This is a genomic window from Gilliamella sp. wkB72 (assembly GCF_001693745.1).
In the GTDB taxonomy this organism is placed as follows: Bacteria; Pseudomonadota; Gammaproteobacteria; order Enterobacterales; family Orbaceae; genus Gilliamella; species Gilliamella apicola_E.
Map to the genome: position 1 here is coordinate 66675 of NZ_LZEI01000011.1, position 18751 is coordinate 85425.

At 34.7% G+C, this 18751-nt stretch carries 19 protein-coding genes, 1 tRNA gene, 1 pseudogene and 1 riboswitch; of the genes and pseudogenes, 7 read left to right on the forward strand and 14 right to left on the reverse strand.

Features of this window, described 5'->3' with window-relative positions; all coding sequences use genetic code 11:
• Window positions 1–438: 438 nt before the first annotated feature.
• The 3 genes from A9G07_RS12190 to A9G07_RS12085 all read right to left on the reverse strand — a co-directional run bounded on the left by A9G07_RS12190 (window position 439) and on the right by A9G07_RS12085 (window position 1400).
• Window positions 439–549: a hypothetical protein gene (locus tag A9G07_RS12190; RefSeq protein WP_218060018.1), complete on the reverse strand. Its 111-nt coding sequence runs from the start codon at window positions 547–549 to the stop codon at window positions 439–441.
• 413 nt (window positions 550–962) lie between these two features.
• Window positions 963–1151 carry a phage integrase gene (locus A9G07_RS12195; protein ID WP_442903363.1) on the reverse strand — a complete coding sequence of 63 codons (189 nt, stop codon included), beginning with the start codon at window positions 1149–1151 and terminating at the stop codon, window positions 963–965.
• Window positions 1152–1211: 60 nt separating this feature from the next.
• The gene (locus tag A9G07_RS12085) at window positions 1212–1400 is read right to left on the reverse strand and encodes a hypothetical protein (RefSeq protein ID WP_218060019.1); all 189 of its coding nucleotides are present in this window, start codon (window positions 1398–1400) and stop codon (window positions 1212–1214) included.
• A 541-nt stretch (window positions 1401–1941) separates the two neighbouring features.
• Here A9G07_RS12085 and A9G07_RS06205 point away from each other — a divergent pair.
• Both A9G07_RS06205 and A9G07_RS06210 read left to right on the forward strand, forming a co-directional pair.
• Complete coding sequence (locus A9G07_RS06205) at window positions 1942–2211, forward strand: hypothetical protein (protein WP_065734477.1); 270 nt, start codon at window positions 1942–1944, stop codon at window positions 2209–2211.
• Window positions 2204–2401 (forward strand): hypothetical protein, encoded by a 198-nt coding sequence (locus A9G07_RS06210; RefSeq protein WP_065734478.1) that lies wholly within the window; start codon window positions 2204–2206, stop codon window positions 2399–2401. The genes A9G07_RS06205 and A9G07_RS06210 overlap by 8 nt, the downstream gene beginning before the upstream one ends.
• 465 nt (window positions 2402–2866) lie before the next feature.
• On the opposite strand, the gene A9G07_RS06215 is transcribed toward A9G07_RS06210, so the two are convergent.
• From A9G07_RS06215 to A9G07_RS06225, 3 genes are all read right to left on the reverse strand, one after another.
• Window positions 2867–2942, reverse strand: a tRNA-Lys gene (locus A9G07_RS06215).
• Between the two features lie 97 nt (window positions 2943–3039).
• Window positions 3040–3354: a DMT family transporter gene (locus A9G07_RS06220; protein WP_065563283.1), complete on the reverse strand. Its 315-nt coding sequence runs from the start codon at window positions 3352–3354 to the stop codon at window positions 3040–3042.
• Window positions 3355–3377: 23 nt separating this feature from the next.
• Window positions 3378–3701 carry a DMT family transporter gene (locus A9G07_RS06225; protein ID WP_065734479.1) on the reverse strand — a complete coding sequence of 108 codons (324 nt, stop codon included), beginning with the start codon at window positions 3699–3701 and terminating at the stop codon, window positions 3378–3380.
• A gap of 599 nt (window positions 3702–4300) precedes the next feature.
• Between A9G07_RS06225 and A9G07_RS06230 the strand changes: the two genes are divergently transcribed.
• Genes A9G07_RS06230 through A9G07_RS06240 form a run of 3 tightly spaced genes read left to right on the forward strand, consistent with a single transcriptional unit; the run spans window position 4301 to window position 6538 of the window.
• Window positions 4301–4957, forward strand: coding sequence for a nucleoside recognition domain-containing protein (locus A9G07_RS06230; RefSeq protein WP_065734480.1), 657 nt, complete (start codon window positions 4301–4303; stop codon window positions 4955–4957).
• Complete coding sequence (locus A9G07_RS06235) at window positions 4950–5423, forward strand: YjiG family protein (RefSeq protein WP_065734481.1); 474 nt, start codon at window positions 4950–4952, stop codon at window positions 5421–5423. Before A9G07_RS06230 ends, A9G07_RS06235 begins: the two co-directional genes overlap by 8 nt.
• 14 nt (window positions 5424–5437) lie before the next feature.
• Complete coding sequence (locus A9G07_RS06240) at window positions 5438–6538, forward strand: M20 peptidase aminoacylase family protein (protein ID WP_065734482.1); 1101 nt, start codon at window positions 5438–5440, stop codon at window positions 6536–6538.
• Window positions 6539–6580: 42 nt separating this feature from the next.
• Here A9G07_RS06240 and ribB read toward each other — a convergent pair whose 3' ends face one another.
• The 6 genes and pseudogenes from ribB to eco form a co-directional block, all read right to left on the reverse strand.
• Entirely contained in the window at window positions 6581–7219 is a 639-nt protein-coding gene (gene ribB, locus A9G07_RS06245; protein ID WP_065734483.1) for a 3,4-dihydroxy-2-butanone-4-phosphate synthase, read from the reverse strand.
• A gap of 146 nt (window positions 7220–7365) precedes the next feature.
• A riboswitch (FMN riboswitch) is annotated at window positions 7366–7504 on the reverse strand.
• Between the two features lie 109 nt (window positions 7505–7613).
• Window positions 7614–8372, reverse strand: a complete 759-nt coding sequence (locus tag A9G07_RS06250; protein ID WP_081303377.1) for an ABC transporter permease subunit — start codon at window positions 8370–8372, stop codon at window positions 7614–7616.
• A gap of 243 nt (window positions 8373–8615) precedes the next feature.
• Window positions 8616–9500: pseudogene (potH, locus tag A9G07_RS06255) on the reverse strand (putrescine ABC transporter permease PotH); the annotation flags it as partial.
• Between the two features lie 312 nt (window positions 9501–9812).
• Window positions 9813–10949, reverse strand: coding sequence for a putrescine ABC transporter ATP-binding subunit PotG (gene potG, locus A9G07_RS06260; RefSeq protein WP_081303362.1), 1137 nt, complete (start codon window positions 10947–10949; stop codon window positions 9813–9815).
• 100 nt (window positions 10950–11049) lie between these two features.
• Window positions 11050–12159: an extracellular solute-binding protein gene (locus tag A9G07_RS06265; RefSeq protein WP_065734484.1), complete on the reverse strand. Its 1110-nt coding sequence runs from the start codon at window positions 12157–12159 to the stop codon at window positions 11050–11052.
• Window positions 12160–12464: 305 nt separating this feature from the next.
• Window positions 12465–12959 carry a serine protease inhibitor ecotin gene (gene eco / locus A9G07_RS06270; protein WP_065563276.1) on the reverse strand — a complete coding sequence of 165 codons (495 nt, stop codon included), beginning with the start codon at window positions 12957–12959 and terminating at the stop codon, window positions 12465–12467.
• Window positions 12960–13061: 102 nt separating this feature from the next.
• On the opposite strand from eco, the gene ydiK reads away from it, so the two are divergent.
• Together ydiK and pssA are read left to right on the forward strand one after the other, a co-directional pair.
• On the forward strand, window positions 13062–14114 hold the full coding sequence (ydiK, locus tag A9G07_RS06275) for an AI-2E family transporter YdiK (RefSeq protein WP_065734485.1): 1053 nt from the start codon (window positions 13062–13064) through the stop codon (window positions 14112–14114).
• A 132-nt stretch (window positions 14115–14246) separates the two neighbouring features.
• A complete protein-coding gene (gene pssA, locus A9G07_RS06280; protein ID WP_065734486.1) occupies window positions 14247–15602 on the forward strand; it encodes a CDP-diacylglycerol--serine O-phosphatidyltransferase in 1356 nt (451 codons plus the stop codon).
• A 52-nt stretch (window positions 15603–15654) separates the two neighbouring features.
• On the opposite strand, the gene A9G07_RS06285 is transcribed toward pssA, so the two are convergent.
• A complete protein-coding gene (locus tag A9G07_RS06285; protein ID WP_065734487.1) occupies window positions 15655–16620 on the reverse strand; it encodes a sugar-binding transcriptional regulator in 966 nt (321 codons plus the stop codon).
• A gap of 547 nt (window positions 16621–17167) precedes the next feature.
• Complete coding sequence (locus A9G07_RS06290) at window positions 17168–18727, reverse strand: hypothetical protein (protein WP_065734488.1); 1560 nt, start codon at window positions 18725–18727, stop codon at window positions 17168–17170.
• Between the last annotated feature and the right edge of the window lie 24 nt (window positions 18728–18751).

The window sequence follows — 18751 nt, forward strand, 5'->3', positions numbered from 1 at the left end:
TATGAGAAGAATCGGTAAATAGATATACCAAAAATAAAACGGTGCAACTATTAACAGAATTAGAATTGCTTGGCCTGTAGTTAGTGAAAACATTTGAAATTTATATACTTAAATAATTATAACGTGTTATTAAGAATCATAACAAATTTATGATTCAACTTCATAAAAGAGAAATAGTATATGTAACGCCTTAATAAATCAATAATTATTTTCGAAGAAGAGTTATCATCTTATTGGATAAATCTGGTGAATGGTGGGGTGTGAGGGGATCGAACCCGCGACCAATTGATTAAGAGTTCTATGTACACACTTTGAAATTCAATAAATTACAAAATAGTCAATGAGTTAAAAGACTAATAAGCATTCATAAAATAATGTATAGATTAGCTAAACCGCCACTTTACCGCCATTTTTAAATGTTATTAAACAGGTTTAATTTTATTGCATCTTAGAAGAGATCGGGGCAAAATGCGCAAATCTTATTGTCATTTTTATATCGGAATGTCCTAGTATTTTTTGTAATACTAAAATATTGCTGCCGTTCATCATGAAATAACTTGCAAATGTATGGCGCAAAACGAGGAATAGTTACCGAACTGGTAATTCTATCTGTGTGCGTTTAATTGATGATCGGAAAGCTGAATAACATGGAGTAAATAATGCCCATTTTCTTTTGTCGAATTCGTTAAATAATGTTTCATCGATGGGTATTGTTCAACTATTTAACTTTTGTTTTTAAATATGTAATAGACTGGTTTTTCAGCTGTTTATCTTGCAATGATTCGGCTTCGTTCCAGCGTGCACCGGTTGCTAAACAGATTCTTATGATCGTCAACAAATCCTTGATTTTGCTCTCTTTTGCTGAGGGCTAACAATTTTCTGATTTGATCGGGTGTTATATACCCCATTTTCTGCTTGTCAATTCTATATTTTCTAATGAGCTCGACTGGTCTTTATGTCTATTAGTCCAACCTGATCTGTTCGTTAAACATCGCCTTGACGTAGGTTAGCTCTAAGTTTAATGTCTGTTGTGAATCTGTCTTAACTCGCTCACTTCGATAAATTTCACAGCTTAGCCTTTTAGATCTGTGTTCTGTAAAGTCTTTAGCGGCAAAATTTGCGGCTATTGGATTATTTATACTTTCATCAATAAATAATAGCGTTTTATAGACATTTTCACCGTCGCTGAATGTTTTTCCATGCGCGTTGTGCTACAGCTCGATCAGATCTGACAGCCTACGCCTATCTTGCTTTTCATCAATCCAAGGTTTGGTAGCTACTTGTTCTTCGATATAGCCTTCATATGCCAACGCTTCGCCCTTGGATGCGAACGTTTTACGAATACGCCTACCGCCCTTTAAATATTTTTCAAATAGCCATTTTCCGACAGATTCAACCATTCCACTAAGCCCCCAAGAACGCCACAAAAACGTAGCCGATTAACATTTAATTAATTTAGAAAATTTTTGATTCTGCTAAAAATCGAGACAACAATATTTTTATCAGGTAATGATTATAGCATTAGTAACAGGCCAACGACGATCTGATATAGTTGCTATACAGAGGTCGGATATAAAAGACGTGTACTTGTTCATAGAACAATACAAACCGGTGCAAAAATAGTGTTGCCCCTCAATTTATATTGTGAAAAATTAGATATGACATTAAAACATGTAATAAACAACATTTGTACGGGTAAAAAACTTTTAATAAAAATAACAGAAAACAAGTTAAATTGTTTTCGCTAACTCAATATTTTTCAGAATTTAGTAATAAGTTTTTTTATGACCGAAACTATTGGATTGGCACCCCTCCCTCATATCATGAGATCAGATCTCTATCAGAGCGGTTGTACCGTGCACAGGGTGTTGATACAATGAATTTGTTAGGTCACAAATCCCAGCAAATCACAAATAAAAATAATGAAAGCAGAGGCAGAAAATGGCGGTATCTGAGAATCTAAAAACATATAGAATCTATGTATTAAAACAACGCCGAGGAGGTAGTGATATTCTAATAGAAACTAGAACAAATACTACCAGTTTTGAAATAGCAAAAGCGGCATTTTGGCAATTATACAATCAAAATTATGATAATAGACATTTGTTACTAATGACATGTAATAGTAAAAAAATTAATGTATACCGTTACCAATCAAAACCTGATGACGATTGCTATATCAATACAGATTCAGAGTTAAATTATGAATAGAGAAAAACAACGCAAAAATGAACAAGCATACAGAGATAGGAATGCGGGGCGTCCTCGCCTGCCGGGCACATATTTAACCGAAGATGAGTCTGAGCTATTAAAAGAGTTGGCTATAATCTGTGGCACTCAGAAAGCAGCAATATTTGAAGGTCTAAAACTTTTAAAAGAAAAATTAAAAAAAGTAAAATAATCGCTGACTAATGGCGCGCGTTATTGCATTATATATCCAGAGTTAATAAGCAACTCGACTGCCCCAGCAAATTCCGGACTTACTTAAAAGGTAAGTTCATAAAAATTTAAATTTTACTATTTCGTTTCAAATATAGCACTAAATAGCATATCAATAGTAGCATCTTGCAATGTTGACAAAACGATCTACAAGTTAGTTGAACAAGAAAATGGCTCAAAAATTCATGGCACTAATATTGTTGAATTAAAAGTAAACTAAAACAAAGGGTTGCCGAACAAGCCGTACAATTCAACTGAGATTTTTGCATGTTGCTTCGATATGTGGGATTGATTTTCATTAAACAAAAAGGCGCGGTTACCAGCCTTTCTTATACTCAATAAATAAAATCAACCGCCATTTGTTTTTTTATGATAATCTTAACAGAAGTGATAAATTACGTAATGAATTGATTATTAATGATAAAAATGGTGGGTTGTGAGGGGATCGAACCCGCGACCAATTGATTAAGAGTCAACTGCTCTACCGACTGAGCTAACAACCCATTTAGTTAGTTGGGATATTCTATATAACTTTATATTCTAATGCAAATCCTCTATTCTCAAATTAATATAATTCTGAGAATGAAAACTCATTTACAACTAAACGGTAACATGTAAACCAACGATACCGATAATAATCACACTCAGACCAAATATTCGAGTGAAATTCTTCGGTTCATTGAAGATGAGCATATTAGCCAAAACCGCACCTGAAGTACCTAGCCCTACCCACACTGGATAAACTATACTTAAATCCAGATACTTGAGTGAAAAATAAAATAGTATAAATGAAACAAAAAAACCGCCCCAATAAAACATTAATCGCAACAAGCTTTTTTGTTGCGAGTATAGCTTAAGACCTATAGCGCCAATAACTTCGAAAATTGCAGCAGTTAAAATAAATAACCATCCCATATCTCAATCCAAATTTTAGTTAATTAGCTATCAGCTCGTTTTAATTGCACAACACCAATGATAATTAATGCTACAAAAAATATTTCAATCAGTTTAATTTGTTTGCCAAATACAACCATATCAATCAGTAATGAGCCAATCGCGCCAACACCAGAAAATATTGCATAGACAGTACCTGTAGGAATAGTCTTACATGCATTAGTTAAAAACGTAAAATCAACAATAATGACTAATACAACAATCACCCAATGCCACCACTGGCTCGCAGTAGTAAAACCAAATACCCAACACAATTCAAAAAAGCAGGTGAGAACAACAAATACCCACTCTTTATTCCTGCTGTACATAATGACCTCATTATTTTTTTATTTTTTGTTTATATTGCTTAATTTTATTATTTCATTAATGTGCTTAATGAAAACAAAAGACGGTTCGCAAACTAAAACATTTGCCACCTAAAGATTATGATGTTTATGCAGAGAAACAGTTCAACCTTATATATAATATCGATAGTTTCTGAAACACTTTAATGCTATTTCTTACTATTTATTAACAATTCTATAATGACGGATGAAAAATGGCAAGCCTAGAATTATTGATAATTGTATGCTTTTAAATAACTTTCTCAAAAATTGAGAGAAAATCCGAAATAAAATTAATCCATTTAACTTAAATCAATTACCAAAAATGATAACTTAATATAGCTTAGATCCTATCCTTAATCCCAGCAAATGATCAATCTTACTCAACGCGTAATTGACGAATAAAATCTATCTAATTTTAAAAAAAAGTTGAGGAAAGGGGTTTTTTTTCAATTAAATCAATATAGAATACGTCGCTTAGTATTTTAATTCATTTTAAATCAAAATAATTCAAGTACTTTAAGTGTAACTTATTTAATATTTATATTAGAAAATAAGTCAGATAAATCAAAAAGGAATAGACAATGTCAAATAAATCGGACAATGAGTTTAAAGTCGGAATAAAGGCCTATGTGTCACTAGTTGTTGCCATACTGTTTTTTTCCGGGCTATTTTATAACGTGGATGGAAAAGCTTGGTTAGGTGCATTTGATTTTACTAGCTTAAGTGGTAAATTTGGTACGATGCTTCACCCTGAAAAAAATACTTTTGTTGGTGAAGGTGGAAATAGCGCCAGAGCCGGCTTTATTTTTGCCTTATCACTAATACCGACAGTGATGCTTGCGTTAGGTGTTTTAGAAATTTTTACCCATTACGGCACAATTCGTGCAGCTCACAAACTATTAACTCCCCTTCTTAAACCTATTTTAGGGGTTCCTGGTAAAACGGGTCTTGCGTTAATTACTGATTTACAAAGTACTGACGCTGGAGCCGTATTAACTAAAGAGTTGTATGATGAAAAACAGATCAGTAAAAAAGATCTTATCATTATCAGCGCCTGGCAATATTCAGGAGCTGGCTTAATTAATAACTATTTTTCTATTGGTTCTGCGCTTTTCGCTTCAATGACTGTCGCAATATTTACACCATTAGTCATTATGATTGTATTGAAATTCGTTGGTGCAATTTTAGTACGCATGATTTTAAATTCAGTTTATAAAAAGGATTTTATCAATGAATAACTCAACCAATCAAAAACAGACTAACAATCCATTAGATATTTTCGTTATTGGTGCTCGCAAAGGCTTCAATATTGCAATCAACAATTTAATGCCTAACATTATTATGGCATTTGTCATCACGGAAATATTAAAAAGATTAGGTTTGATGCAAGTAATCGGTGAGGTATTTGCACCCGTTATGGGGCTATTTGGTTTACCGGGTGAAGCGATAACGGTATTGTTGACCGCTTGGCTATCAGCTTCAGCAGGTACGGGTGTTGCTGTAAATTTAATTTCTGGCGGTATTTTAAGTGGTGTTGATATCACGATTTTAGCACCAGCAATTTTCTTAATGGGCTCACAATTACAATATATGGGACGTTTATTGGGTGTTGCTGATGTACCTAAAAAATATTGGCCACTATTAATGCTTAACAGTATAGTTAATGCTTTAATTGCGATGATCATCATGCGATTTATAGTGTGATAAAGGAGATATCTATGTCTAATGTACTTGAACATTACCACTATTTACATCAAATTCCTGAGTTGGGTTTTGAAGAATTTAAAACCTCAGCCTATATCGCGGATAAACTTGAAGCTGCTGGCTATAAAGTAACACGAAACATTAACAATACCACAGGTATTGTTGCTGAGTATGACAGTGGAAAACCTGGTCCGGTGTTAGCATTACGAGCTGATATGGACGCGCTAGGTCATATCATTGATGGTGAACACTGTGCGAGACACACTTGTGGACATGACGGTCACTCATCAATGTTATTAACTGCAGCCCAAGAACTCATTAAAGAAGGTAATATAAAAAAAGGAAAATTAAAGCTAATTTTTCAACCTGCTGAAGAGTTAGGTTCAGGTGCTTTAGCAATGATAGAAGGCGGTGCTATTGATGATGTTGATATGATCATTGGCTTACATGTACGTCCTAAAGATGAATGCCCAAAAGGCTTTGCATCAGCTGCCATGTTTTATTCAGCCTCAACGACAGTTGAAGTAAATATTCATGGTATTCCTGCTCATGGTGCAAGACCACATTTAGGCGTAAATGCATTAGATGCTGCAACTATGGCAATTCAAGCTGTGAATACTATTCATCTAGCGCCTAGCTTAACTTATAGCGTGAAAGCAACGCGTTGTATATGTGATGCAGGTGTAACGAATGCTATTCCATCAGAGGCCTATGTTTGTTGGGATTTAAGAGCCCCAACGAATCCTGCCATGGATGATTTAAAAGCAAAAACACTTAAAGCAATCGAACTCAGTGTTGCATCAATTGGGGCTAAAGCTGATATCAAAGTATCAAAAGAGATACCAGCAGCTGAAATTGATGATGAAGTCACAAAAATTATTGCTGAATCTATTATAGATGTGCTTGGCAAAGATGGATTAAAAGATCCTATTTTTACCCCAGGTGGAGAAGATTTCTTCAATTATCCTCGTGAAAGAGATGTAAAATCAGGTTTTTGGGGATTGGGTGTTGACTTAACACCAGGTCTACATCATCCAGATATGACTTTTGATACATCAGCATTAGAAAATGGTGTAAAAATCACTAAAACTTGTGCTTTAAAAGTTTTGGGTTAAGTAAATTATTCCGCCGAATATTTCGGCGGTTTCTTGAAAGGCTTATAATGATTTACGATAGGCCACAATATCATCAATTGTAACTACTGGTAACTGATGCTTTTTAGCAAATTCGACAACTTGTGGTGCTCTAGCCATTGTTCCATCATCATTCGTTAATTCACAAATTACAGCAGCTGGTTTAAAGCCTGCTAATGAAACTAAATCTACAGAAGCTTCTGTATGACCTCGACGACTCAAGACGCCATTCTCTTTTGCGACTAATGGAAAGACATGGCCTGGGTGATTTAAATCACTTGGTTTTGCATTATCTGCAACCGCAGCTTTTACCGTAGTGACTCTGTCCGCAGCCGATACGCCAGTTGTTACGCCTTTCGCTGCTTCAATAGTAATAGTAAAAGCGGTCTGGTTTTTACTGGTGTTGTTAGCAACCATCATTGGTAACTCTAATTTATCGCAATAGGATTGTGGCATACATAGACAAACTATACCACTTCCATATCGAATCGTTAGCGCCATTTGTTGTGTTGTAATTGTTTGTGCAGCCCAAATAATATCGCCTTCGTTTTCGCGATCTTCATCATCTAGCACTAATACGCCAGATCCAGCTTTGATTGAAGCGATTGCTTTTTTGACACGCTCGATGGGTGTTCCGAATTCATTTAAGTTAAACTGATTCATGGTAAATACCTATCCTGTTTTATTAAACTAATTATATTTATTCTTAATTAATTTAAATTTATTAAGTTATAAATATATTAAATACCAGAATCAGGGCAAGTGCTTGACCATAGTGATTTTGCTATTGCGCAAATATTGAAAAGATAAGCTACTCTCTTTCATCCAGACTTTAACTGTCGGCTTTGGAATCTCACCAAATCTGCTTGTCCTTAATAAAATCTATTTTATTAAGCGCTCGTGGGCTATACCACCGGTGGGGAATTACGCCCCGCCCTGAGAATTTTTTGTCAGTGAACTGACATCAAACACTATAATATAAATCAATAAAAAAAACACGTATATTTTAGGTGGATAAATAAATTGCCGCATAAAGCGGCAATTTTTGATGAGGCAATTAATGCATTCGAATTTCACGCAAGTGCCGTTTTTCAGCTCGACGCATCCAAAGCCATGAAATGAAGCCAATAATACCAACAATTAATAAAATAATTGTCGCTAAGGCATTAACTTGAGGATCAACCCCTAATCGGACTTTAGAAAATACTAGTTTTGGTAACGTCATCACACCAGGCCCTGTCACAAAATTAGCGATCACCACATCATCAAGTGATAAGGTGAATGCTAATAACCAACCAGAAACAAGAGCTGGAGCAATCATCGGTAACGTGATAATGAAAAATACCTTCAATGGATTAGCACCCAAATCTAATGCCGCTTCTTCAATTGACTTATCTAACTCTCGTAATCTTGCGCTAATAACGACTGTCACATAAGCGGTACAAAATGTTGCATGAGCGAGCCAAATAGTTATAGCGCCTCTTTGTTTTGGCCAACCAAGTACTTGTCCCATTCCAACAAATAACAATAGTAATGCCAAACCGGTTATTACATCTGGCATAACTAATGGTGCCGTTGTCATAAACGAAAACAAATTAGAACCTCGGAACCGTCTATATCGTATTATGGCATAAGCAGCTAAGGTACCAAGTACAATTGCTAATGATGCAGCACAAGCAGCAATAGAAAGGCTCAATCCTACCGCTTTAAGTAAGGCTTCATTATGGATCAATTCAAAATACCATTTAGTTGAAAATTCAGACCAAACAGTTACTAGTCTTGAACTATTGAACGAATAAACAATCAAAATGATCATCGGTATATATAAAAAGGAAAACACTAATAATAGAATTAATCCTTTTAAAAATTTACCTAGCAATGATATCGTTACAATAATTGTCAAAATAAGACTGAAGACAAAACATCCCACATATAAGCTACTACTACTTAATAAAGCAAAACCCGATGCTGAAATCAAAACCGATAGCACCAATGAACCTAAGAATGCGGAGATAAAAACAATCAATGCTGATCGCACGATTAATGGTAAATTATTCATTTATTTACGCCCCATTTGTCGGTTTTGGAATTTGTTAAAGTAATAGATAGGGACAATTAATATCAATAACATCACTGTTGCGACAGCTGATGCAGCTGGCCAATCGTGATTATTAAAGAATTTAGTCCATAGTTGAGTACCAATCATTAGACTATCTGAAGGTCCTAACAGTTCAGGGATTACATATTCCCCAACCGCCGGAATAAATACCAGTATGGCTCCAGCAATAACACCATTTTTAGTTAATGGTACGATAATCCTAAAGAAGGTTTTGATTGGCTTACAACCTAAATCTAGAGCTGCTTCAATTAGGGTTGAATCGACTTTACTTAATGACGTGTAAATTGGTAACACAACAAATGGTAAGTAAGAATATACAATACCGATATAAACAGCTAGAAAAGTTTTCATAATGATTAGCGGTTGATCAATAACACCTAACCACATTAAGAAATGATTTAACAAACCATTAGGATTTAATATTCCAATCCACGCATAAACACGAATTAAAAATGATGTCCATGATGGTAATATAATCAACAATAATAAAATATTTCGAGTAGATGGTTTGCATTGCGATATAGCCCATGCTAATGGATAACCAATCAAAATACATAATAATGTCGAAATTGCAGCCACTTTCAATGACTGTAAATAGGAGTCTAGATAAATAGTATCAGCTAATAAATTTAGATAATTACCAAAATTTAAAACAATATTTACCTGCCCATCTTCATAACTAAAAAGTTCAGTATAAGGAGGAACGGCTATCACCGCTTCCGAAAAGCTGATTCGAAATACGATTAAAAATGGTAATAAAAAGAGTAACAGCATCCAAAAATAAGGAATCGCGATAACTAATAAACGACCATATAATGTCATTAAGTCAGAATCATCACGTTGTTGTCGCATCTTTTTATAAGCATAATAGATAGCAACCAAACCGACTAATTCAGGTATATATAAAATACTACCAGCTATTATCAACCGATAAGCAAATTTAGATGGTTTATAATGCGCTAAATATGCACCTAAACATGATAATAAAAAGCTTAATACCATTGATGTAAATAACGCATCTAAAAAAAGATTGTCAAATGCATTTGTTGTTACAAAACGTAAATAAATACCGAGTAACACCAAGGCATTTAATAACAAACCCCATATAATGGATCGCATCAATATATCCTCTTGTGTTTATTCAGTAAGCACAACACAACTATCGATTTCCCAACTAAGGTTGACAATATCACCCCAAGTAGGCATACCTTTACGATAGCGATGTTCGTTTTGTAGCTGTGCAATAATTATCTGACCACTTTGCAATTTTACGTGATAAATTGAAAGATCGCCTAAATAAGCAATTTCAACAACTTCACCAGTTGCAACGTTATAGGCATCTTCAGCAATTTCATCACAAAGTTTGATTTTTTCAGGTCTTAAGGCAACTTGAATTGGAACACCTTCGACAGCGGGTGAATCATAATCAACTTTTAAAGAGTGCTTAATCATAGGACAACTAATAATTAATCCATCTTCTAATGTTTCTTGTAAAATGCCATCAAATACATTTACTGAACCGATGAACTCAGCGCTATAACGACTATTTGGGTGCTCGTAAATCTCTTCAGGCTCACCAATTTGCACAAATTGACCTTTGTTCATAATCGCAATGCGCCCTGCCATTGTCATCGCTTCTTCCTGATCATGGGTTACCATTACACAGGTCGCACCAACTTGTTCTAAAATGCTAACCACTTCAAGTTGCATACGATCACGAAGTTGTTTATCCAAAGCGCCCATCGGTTCATCTAATAATAGAAGTTTTGGTCTTTTGGCTAGACTTCTTGCTAAAGCAACTCGTTGTCTTTGACCACCAGATAGTTGATGAGGCTTACGTTTACCAAATTGCTCCATGTGTACAAGCACTAACATCTCTTCTACACGCTGTTTAATGTCGCTTTTAGCTAATCTATCTTGTTTAAGACCAAAAGCAATATTTTGCTCAACCGTCATGTGAGGAAAAAGAGCATACGATTGAAACATCATATTAATTGGACGATTGTAAGGAGGAACTTGCGATAAATCCTTACCATCTAAAATAATTTGTCCGGATGTTGGTTGTTCAAACCCTGCAAGCATACGCAATAAGGTCGATTTACCACTACCCGATGCACCTAATAAGGCGAAAATTTCCCCATCATAAATGGTTAAATTTACATCATCGACGGCATAATAGTCGTCATTAAAAACTTTAGTTAAATTTTTGATCTCCAATAATGGAGTTATCATCTTTTTTTTAGGCTGTACCTGATTTGTTGTTTTATCGTTCACACTTTTTTCCTCATAACAACAAGCCAAAAAAAACGAGACGGAAAGGTTATTAAACCTCTCCGCCTAGAATATATAAGTCAATAATTTGACGTTCAAACGGTTATTTACCCGTTTTAAGTTTTGTCCATGTGCGAGTAATCACACGTTCAAGCTTAGGATCTTTTACTGTAAGGGTGAATAATTTTTCCATAACTTCTGGTTTTGGATAAACCGCAGGATCATTTTTCACTGCTGGTTTTACAAACTGATCGTTAGCCGCTTTATTTGCACTAGCAAAGTTAACATCATTAGTTACCTGTGCAGCAATTTCTGGAATCATAACGAAGTTTAAAAACTCATGAGCTTCATCAGGATTAGCTGAATCTTTAGGAATAGCAAATGTATCAAAAAATACTAATGCACCTTCTTTAGGAATATGGTAGCCAATATGCACACCATTATTTGCTTCGTTAGCTCTGTCACGAGATTGTAATATATCACCTGACCAACCTAAAATTACACAAATATCACCGTTAGCTAAATCAGTTATATATTGTGATGAATGGAAATAACGAATATTTGGTCTTACTTTTTCTAACAACTCGTAAGCGGCACCGGTATAATCTTTCGCATCAGTGCTGTTCGGATCTTTACCTAAATATTTAAGTGCACTCGCAAAGATTTCAGTTGGCGCATCTAAGTAAGCAACACCACAATCTTTAAGTTTTTCCATATTTTCAGGTTTAAAGACTAGATCCCAACTATCAACTGGAGCATTATCGCCAAGACGTTCTTTAACTTTATCAATGTTATAACCAATACCTGTCGTCATCCATACATAAGGAATTGCATATTTATTATCAGGATCATGGTTTGCCATCAATTTCATCAAATTAGGGTCAAGATTTTTCCAATTTGGTAATTTACTTTTATCTAATGGCAGATAGATATCAGCTTTGATCTGTCTTGCTAAAAAACTATCAGAAGGTGAAACGACATCAAAGCCAGAATGACCGGCCATTAATTTACCTTCAAGTGCTTCATTAGAGTCATACACATCATAAACTAATTTGATACCAGTCGATTCTTGAAAATCAGTGATAGTATCGTTACCAATTTGACCTGCCCAATTATAAAAATGCACAACGCGATCTTTAGCTATAGCAGATTGAGATAATGCTAGTGAAACACCAGCTATGATTGAAAGAATTGTTTTACGTTGAGTAAACATGCTCACCACTTCTCCTCTAGTTAGGGATATTACATGTTAGACACAAGCCCATTGTGAAACACAACGGACCCCCAAATTTTACCATTATCTTAATTAACGGCGAAACCGAGGTAATCAGGCAATTACGAGTCATTAATTGAATTAATGAACAAGTAGAGCTAACCTTGCATTACGAGGGATAAAATACCTTTTTTTTTACAGATGTCTACATAAAAAATCAAATAAACTTAGATTAAGGACCGAATGACTATATTTTAATCAATCAGCCCTTTGTTAGCGAGCTATTAACAATTAATTAACGTTTTTTATTCGGCAGTGGCTTGCAAAACTTTTGAATCTGGTTGCCAAATTCTATATTTAACTGTTACATCGTTTGGTACATAAAATACCAATGGTAACTGACTGTTATAATTTAATAAACCTAAATTATGTCTGATTGTAACGAACTGGTTTTTGTTAGCACTTTCAGGGCAAGCCATCATGGTTGAAAGCGTTCCTTTAACTTCTTCAACTTCGTAATAAGAATATCCCCATCCTTTAAGCTCTTTTTCTTTAATTACCCCACCTAAATTATGCGCATTACAATCTACATTCATATCTTTACCAACTAATATTTCTACTTTTGCGTTAGCTTCATCTTTTAAGCTAGGAAGATGAATCACATAACGCGTAGCACCGACTTTAGCGTTAGGATATGGCGCGATTTCATTCAATTTTTGCGCAACTTGAGGGACTTTTTGTGTATTTGCACACGCTGATAATGTTACACCCATCAAAACTAACAACATTAATTTTTTCATTTTATATCTCCAAGAAAATTGTCTAATTGATACGACATCGTATGCTTTTCAAAACATAATGCGTATAATAACATTATCTAGATTAAAGAATATGAGGTAAAAATGCCAGCAGAAAAAAAAACCGATGATTTACTAAAGCTAATTTTAAATCTATTACTGATAGGTTTACTTATAACAGTAACTTATCGAGTGATAGAAGTATTTTTGTTTGGCTTTTTTTGGGCTGTTATGGTGGTTATTGCTACTTGGCCATTAATGATAAAAATCCAACAAAAGCTGTTTAATAAACGTTGGTTATCACTGTTAGTTATGGCATTAATATTGGCATTTGTTTGTGTCATTCCTTTTCTTCTCATCATTAGTAGTGTCGCTCAAAATGGGCATTACCTTATCGAATGGGTTAGAAACCTATCTCATAGAGAATTACCTACTTTTGACTGGTTAATAAACGTTCCTATGTTTGGTGAGGAGCTACACCAAAAATGGCTCGAAATTATTAAAACCGATGGGTCGGAATTAGTATCTGATATTCAACCCTATATTGGTACAATGATTGGCTGGCTATTAGAACAAGTCACCAACATTGGCGTTTTCATATTCCATGCTGGTGTGATGATTATATTTAGTTTATTACTATTTCTTAAAGGTGAAAGCATTACTAAATATGTTTATGTTTTAGCTAATCGTTTATCTAAACAATATGGAACAACTACCGTTACATTAGCCGGTCAATCTATACGAGCGGTTGCATTAGGCGTGGTTGTCACCGCCATTACATTAGCTTTAATTGGTGGCTTAAGCTTTATTATTACCAAAATGCCATTTCCAGGCATATTAACCCTCATTTTATTCATCTGCTGTGTTGCTCAAATTGGACCAGTTATCGTAATGATTGGCTGTATTATTTGGCAATTTTGGGATGGTCATATCGTATCAGGTATTGTATTAATTGTAGTTGCCATCATATTAACCACACTAGATAGCGTAATGCGAGCATATTTGATAAAAAAAGGGGCCGATCTACCTTTCTTACTTATACTTTTTGGTGTAATTGGAGGTATTCTGGCTTTTGGTATTATGGGACTATTTATTGGTCCAGTCGTTCTTGCATTAAGCTATAAAATTATTCAAACTTGGGTTAATGAACAATCTTAAATATTGAGTTAATAGACTGAATAAAAACAGATTAATTTAAACATAGGATAACCTATGAAAAATAGGAGTGTTATTTTCTGACATAAATTGTGATATTCTACACTTTGTGTCAGTTTTAATGATATTTAAATCATGCGAATACCATTTATTAAATACAACCATCAAAAGCATCTAAATGAATTAGCAAAACTTCAGCAAAATGCTGAGCAATATCATATTGTATACGATCCAAAATCTTATCGAATTACATTGCTTGAGCATATCATGAAAGCTAAGCACCGTATCTACATTGTTGCACTTTATTTAGAAAAAGATGAAGCCGGCCGTGAGGTACTTGATGCACTTTATCAAGCAAAAACAGCTCGCCCAGATTTAGATATCAAGATTTTTGTTGATTGGCATCGTGCTCAACGTGGACGAATAGGTGAAGATAAAGCCCAAACGAATGCACGGTATTACTATGATCTAAAACAGCAACATCCAAATATTGATATTCCTATTTATGGTGTCCCCGTTAATCGCCGTGAAGTACTTGGTGTACTGCACTTAAAAGGTTTGATCATCGATGACACCGTCATTTATAGTGGTGCGAGTATCAACAATGTATATTTACATAAACTGGATAAATACCGCTATGACAGATATCACTTTATAACCAATAAAGCGCTATCTGACACCATGGTCAATTACGTCAATGACAATTTCCTTTCTGCTGAAGGTGTGCAACGTTTAGATGTTAGTGAACATAAAACTCGCAAACAAATTAAACCAGAAATTAAAGCGTTACGTCAAAATCTTACCGACGCAAATTATCAATATGCGGCAGATACGGATAATGATACATTATCGGTCTCTCCAATCGTTGGTCTTGGGCGAAATAATCAGCTCAATAAGGTCATTCACCATTTAATAAATGTCACCGAACAAAAAATTATATTTTGTACTCCGTATTTCAATCTACCCAATATATTAGTGCGCGATATTATTCGTCTCCTAAGAAAAGGAAAACAAGTTGAGATCATTATTGGTGATAAAGTTGCTAACGACTTTTATATTCCAGAAGATCAGCCATTTAATATTTCGGGTGGACTACCCTATTTATATGAAATCAACTTAAGACGCTTTGTTGAACGCCTTCAAAATTTCATAGACAAAGAACAGTTAATCATTAGGTTATGGAAAGATGGCGATCAAACCTATCATCTAAAAGGTATTTGGGTCGATGATAGTTGGATGATGATCACAGGTAATAATCTTAATCCTAGAGCATGGCGTTTAGATCTGGAAAATGCAATATTAATCCACGATCCAAAACACGAATTACAAAAACAAATCAAACAAGAACTCGTCGCAATTCGAGAAAAAACGACTTTAGTTACACATTTTCAACAAATTCAAGCTAGCGTGTTCTATCCCAAAAATGTACATAAATTAATTAAACGATTAAGCCGAATTCGGGTTGATAGAATTATTAAACGCTTATTATAATTAACAAAGTGATAATAAATAGCTACATTGCTACAAATAGCTCATATACAACTTAAATTTTATTTAGGTTCAACACCATTCTAGCATTTGAAGCACTAGTAGCAATAATATCAATGACACCAGAGCGAAGCGCACCTAAAATTGCTGTCGCTTTAGTGTTTTCTGATGCAATGGCAATAACACAAGGAATGTTACGTAGCTCATCAATACTTAAACCAATTACCCTATCATTCATGGTTGTATCAACAGGATTTCCATTTATATCAAAAAAACCATAACCTGCAATATCACCCACTACGCCTTGATTCAAAGTAGCATATGTGACTTCTTGCGGGGTAAACCAGCCTAACTGTACCATGTAACAATTTTCATTCATATCACCAATACCAACTAAAGCAATATCAGCTTTACTCGCGCGTTCGATCGTATCTTTAATAACCCGATTTTGCATAAACGCACGTTTCAGTTCACGATTCTCAACATAAGCTGGCGCATATAAAGTTTCGCTACTTGCGCTAAATTTTCTCGCAAAGCTACGGCTGATATGATCGGCATCAATAATCTCTCCAACTCGCTGAGTACCACCAATACCACAAATAAATTTACACTGTTTTTCAGGAAAAACGCCTACATGACTAGCAATTGCAGCCACATTACGCCCCTGCCCAACCGCTACCGTCATACCATTTTTCAAAGTACTGGATAAATAATTTGAAACAAGTGCCGCCACTTGTCGTCGTTGCTCATCCTCGTCTTGGTGATCTAAAGCAATTAACGCTCTTTTAATACCGAAATTATTAACGAATTGCTGCTCAATACGCGAGCTAAAAATCGGGTGATATTTGACATTAATCTCAACAATCCCCTCCGCTCTCGCTTTTTTTAACAGGCGACCCACTTTAATACGTGAAAGACCAAATCTCTTGGCAATTTCTTCTTGTGTTTGTTCATACTCATAGTAGGCAACGGCAATTTCAGTAAGTAGTTCTGACTCTTGTTTATCTTCAAATATATCCATTAGGCTTGCCTTTCATTATTAGCTTAGCTGATTGTTAATATATTACAAAATCCTCTAGCTTGCCATTCTCCATATCTAATAAATGATTTCGCAATGTTTAGTTTGTCGAGTAATAATCTTTAATTTTCGAGATTTGCACTATCTTTGTATAGTTAAATTATTAAAATTATTATCAATTTAATCCATGCAGAACATAATTTAACATATATATTTTTCTTCATTAGGATGAGAAATAGATCTTGTTTGGTAATGGCAAATTGGTTGATGAGCTATTATGACTTAGCTAACGAGTATTTTATAGAAATAGAATAAAGCTAGCTTCATTTATATAACAGCGGCTTGAGCTTAGACATCATTTTTCTTTAGCACTCTCACCATTATATACAAATGGAGTAAAATTAGATTTTAATAAAAAATATTCGCTTTTTTAAGTTCAAAAACCCCGTTCCTCAACTTTTTTTTCATAGTCAAAGGGTTGTCATACAGATTAATCAAACCCATGCGATGATTATCACATGGGTCTATATCTAATCAAATTTATACGTTCTTACCAAGTTTCTTTACAAACTTCAAACGTTACAGAGAAAGGTGCACTAGGCCAAGGATTGTTATAAGCTTTAAAAATCCCACCATTTAACATAAATACAGCACGATGTATTTTTCCTTGCGGCTCGAAAGTGAAATCAGATACCCATGCAAGCCGTTGGAAAGTATCATTAATTGCACTGGATGTTGGAAACTCAGATTTAGGATAATTATCAACGACTAACTGTCCCCATTCGCCACTTAGACCACCATTCATTTTTCTGGTGAGCGCATTACCTGTTTCTCTAAAACTTGAGTTAGTATTTGTGTTGGTTGCTTGAGGCGTATTAACCCAGTCAGTAAGCGTTAATTGATTTTGAATTCCTCCGCAAAGATCTTCTGAATATGTTAATGCCTGTTTTCCGGGTTTTGCCCAGAAATTTAAATCACTCCAAAATACAATCCTATCAGATTCTCCGGTTGCATCTTTAGGCCATGCAAAAATTTGGATGGTTCTTTTTTTAGGTTTGCCATTAAAAGTTAAAATACCACGTTTATCAATTGAGAGATTATCATCATCTGTTGAAAACAAATAATCTTGCTGTTCATTACTCATCCAAAGTTGAAATGATGCCCCTTTAAATGCAGTATGAGGAAAACGATTATTATGCCCTGCACTGGTATTGAGTAAAAATCCTAATTCTGGATGCCACTCATCTTTATTATAACCACCACCATGTTTTGGATTGGGTGTAGGATCTATTGATGCTCCCCAACCATAACCACTAGGCTCATCATTATTATATTGAATCCAAGACCATTTAGTTTTATCCATCATTGGATAAGGCCGGGCATAACACACTTGATTAATTTTGGATTTAAAATAATATGTTTTAAAAAGATCGTTATAAATATGTTCTGACTCATTTGGCAGACCATATACTGTTTGCACTTTTATATTCTTAATTGAAAGCTCTAATTTATAAGGTGCTTTGCAGGGATCTATTTGTTTAGTTAACTCACTTTCAGGTACTTTTTGATAGTCCTCTAGCCCTCTTTTATCACCATTATAACCACCAGGAATAGTATAATACCAAGTAGCCGTTAATACGCCATCAGGAATACCTGTATCACCATCTTGATCAAAAATACTGATATTGAGATTATTGGCGATATCCATCAAATTGACATCTTGACCATTGGCCTCAATAACTTTTTTTACTTCATTTGAACCCTCTTTTCCTTGAATTACCCAACTTATTTGGCTAAGAGTGGTATCCGGTTCCAATTTAAAATCGTTAATATCACTTTCTGAAGTGCGTAACCGACCATCAGGCATACTAACAACACTCAATTTTTCCTTAAAGCCAGTTGAATCAACCATTTCATCATTGACCGCTATCATTGGTGAATTACCATGAACCAATTGAGTCGCTGAGACAGGAAGTAATGCGTTAATATTATTAACAAATGACAATAGCAAGATGACCAATAAATAATTTTGTTTATTTTTGAATACTCCATTGCCTGAGATAGAAACTGAATTAAAGTATCCATTTTTTAATATTGCTAACCAGTTCAAGCTAAATCTCCTTTTTATTAACAT

What these genes read in the sequence shown, in the direction of transcription:
- ydiK (WP_065734485.1), top strand. Translation starts at nt 13,062, where the DNA reads ATGCCAGCAGAAAAAAAAACCGATGATTTACTAAAGCTAATTTTAAAT.
- ribB (WP_065734483.1), bottom strand. Translation starts at nt 7,219, where the DNA reads ATGAATCAGTTTAACTTAAATGAATTCGGAACACCCATCGAGCGTGTC.
- A9G07_RS06240 (WP_065734482.1), top strand. Translation starts at nt 5,438, where the DNA reads ATGTCTAATGTACTTGAACATTACCACTATTTACATCAAATTCCTGAG.
- A9G07_RS12190 (WP_218060018.1), bottom strand. Translation starts at nt 549, where the DNA reads ATGATGAACGGCAGCAATATTTTAGTATTACAAAAAATACTAGGACAT.
- A9G07_RS06250 (WP_081303377.1), bottom strand. Translation starts at nt 8,372, where the DNA reads ATGATCATTTTGATTGTTTATTCGTTCAATAGTTCAAGACTAGTAACT.
- A9G07_RS12085 (WP_218060019.1), bottom strand. Translation starts at nt 1,400, where the DNA reads ATGGTTGAATCTGTCGGAAAATGGCTATTTGAAAAATATTTAAAGGGC.
- A9G07_RS06205 (WP_065734477.1), top strand. Translation starts at nt 1,942, where the DNA reads ATGGCGGTATCTGAGAATCTAAAAACATATAGAATCTATGTATTAAAA.
- pssA (WP_065734486.1), top strand. Translation starts at nt 14,247, where the DNA reads ATGCGAATACCATTTATTAAATACAACCATCAAAAGCATCTAAATGAA.
- A9G07_RS06285 (WP_065734487.1), bottom strand. Translation starts at nt 16,620, where the DNA reads ATGGATATATTTGAAGATAAACAAGAGTCAGAACTACTTACTGAAATT.
- A9G07_RS06220 (WP_065563283.1), bottom strand. Translation starts at nt 3,354, where the DNA reads ATGGGATGGTTATTTATTTTAACTGCTGCAATTTTCGAAGTTATTGGC.
- A9G07_RS06230 (WP_065734480.1), top strand. Translation starts at nt 4,301, where the DNA reads ATGTCAAATAAATCGGACAATGAGTTTAAAGTCGGAATAAAGGCCTAT.
- A9G07_RS06235 (WP_065734481.1), top strand. Translation starts at nt 4,950, where the DNA reads ATGAATAACTCAACCAATCAAAAACAGACTAACAATCCATTAGATATT.
- A9G07_RS06225 (WP_065734479.1), bottom strand. Translation starts at nt 3,701, where the DNA reads ATGTACAGCAGGAATAAAGAGTGGGTATTTGTTGTTCTCACCTGCTTT.
- eco (WP_065563276.1), bottom strand. Translation starts at nt 12,959, where the DNA reads ATGAAAAAATTAATGTTGTTAGTTTTGATGGGTGTAACATTATCAGCG.
- A9G07_RS06265 (WP_065734484.1), bottom strand. Translation starts at nt 12,159, where the DNA reads ATGTTTACTCAACGTAAAACAATTCTTTCAATCATAGCTGGTGTTTCA.
- A9G07_RS06210 (WP_065734478.1), top strand. Translation starts at nt 2,204, where the DNA reads ATGAATAGAGAAAAACAACGCAAAAATGAACAAGCATACAGAGATAGG.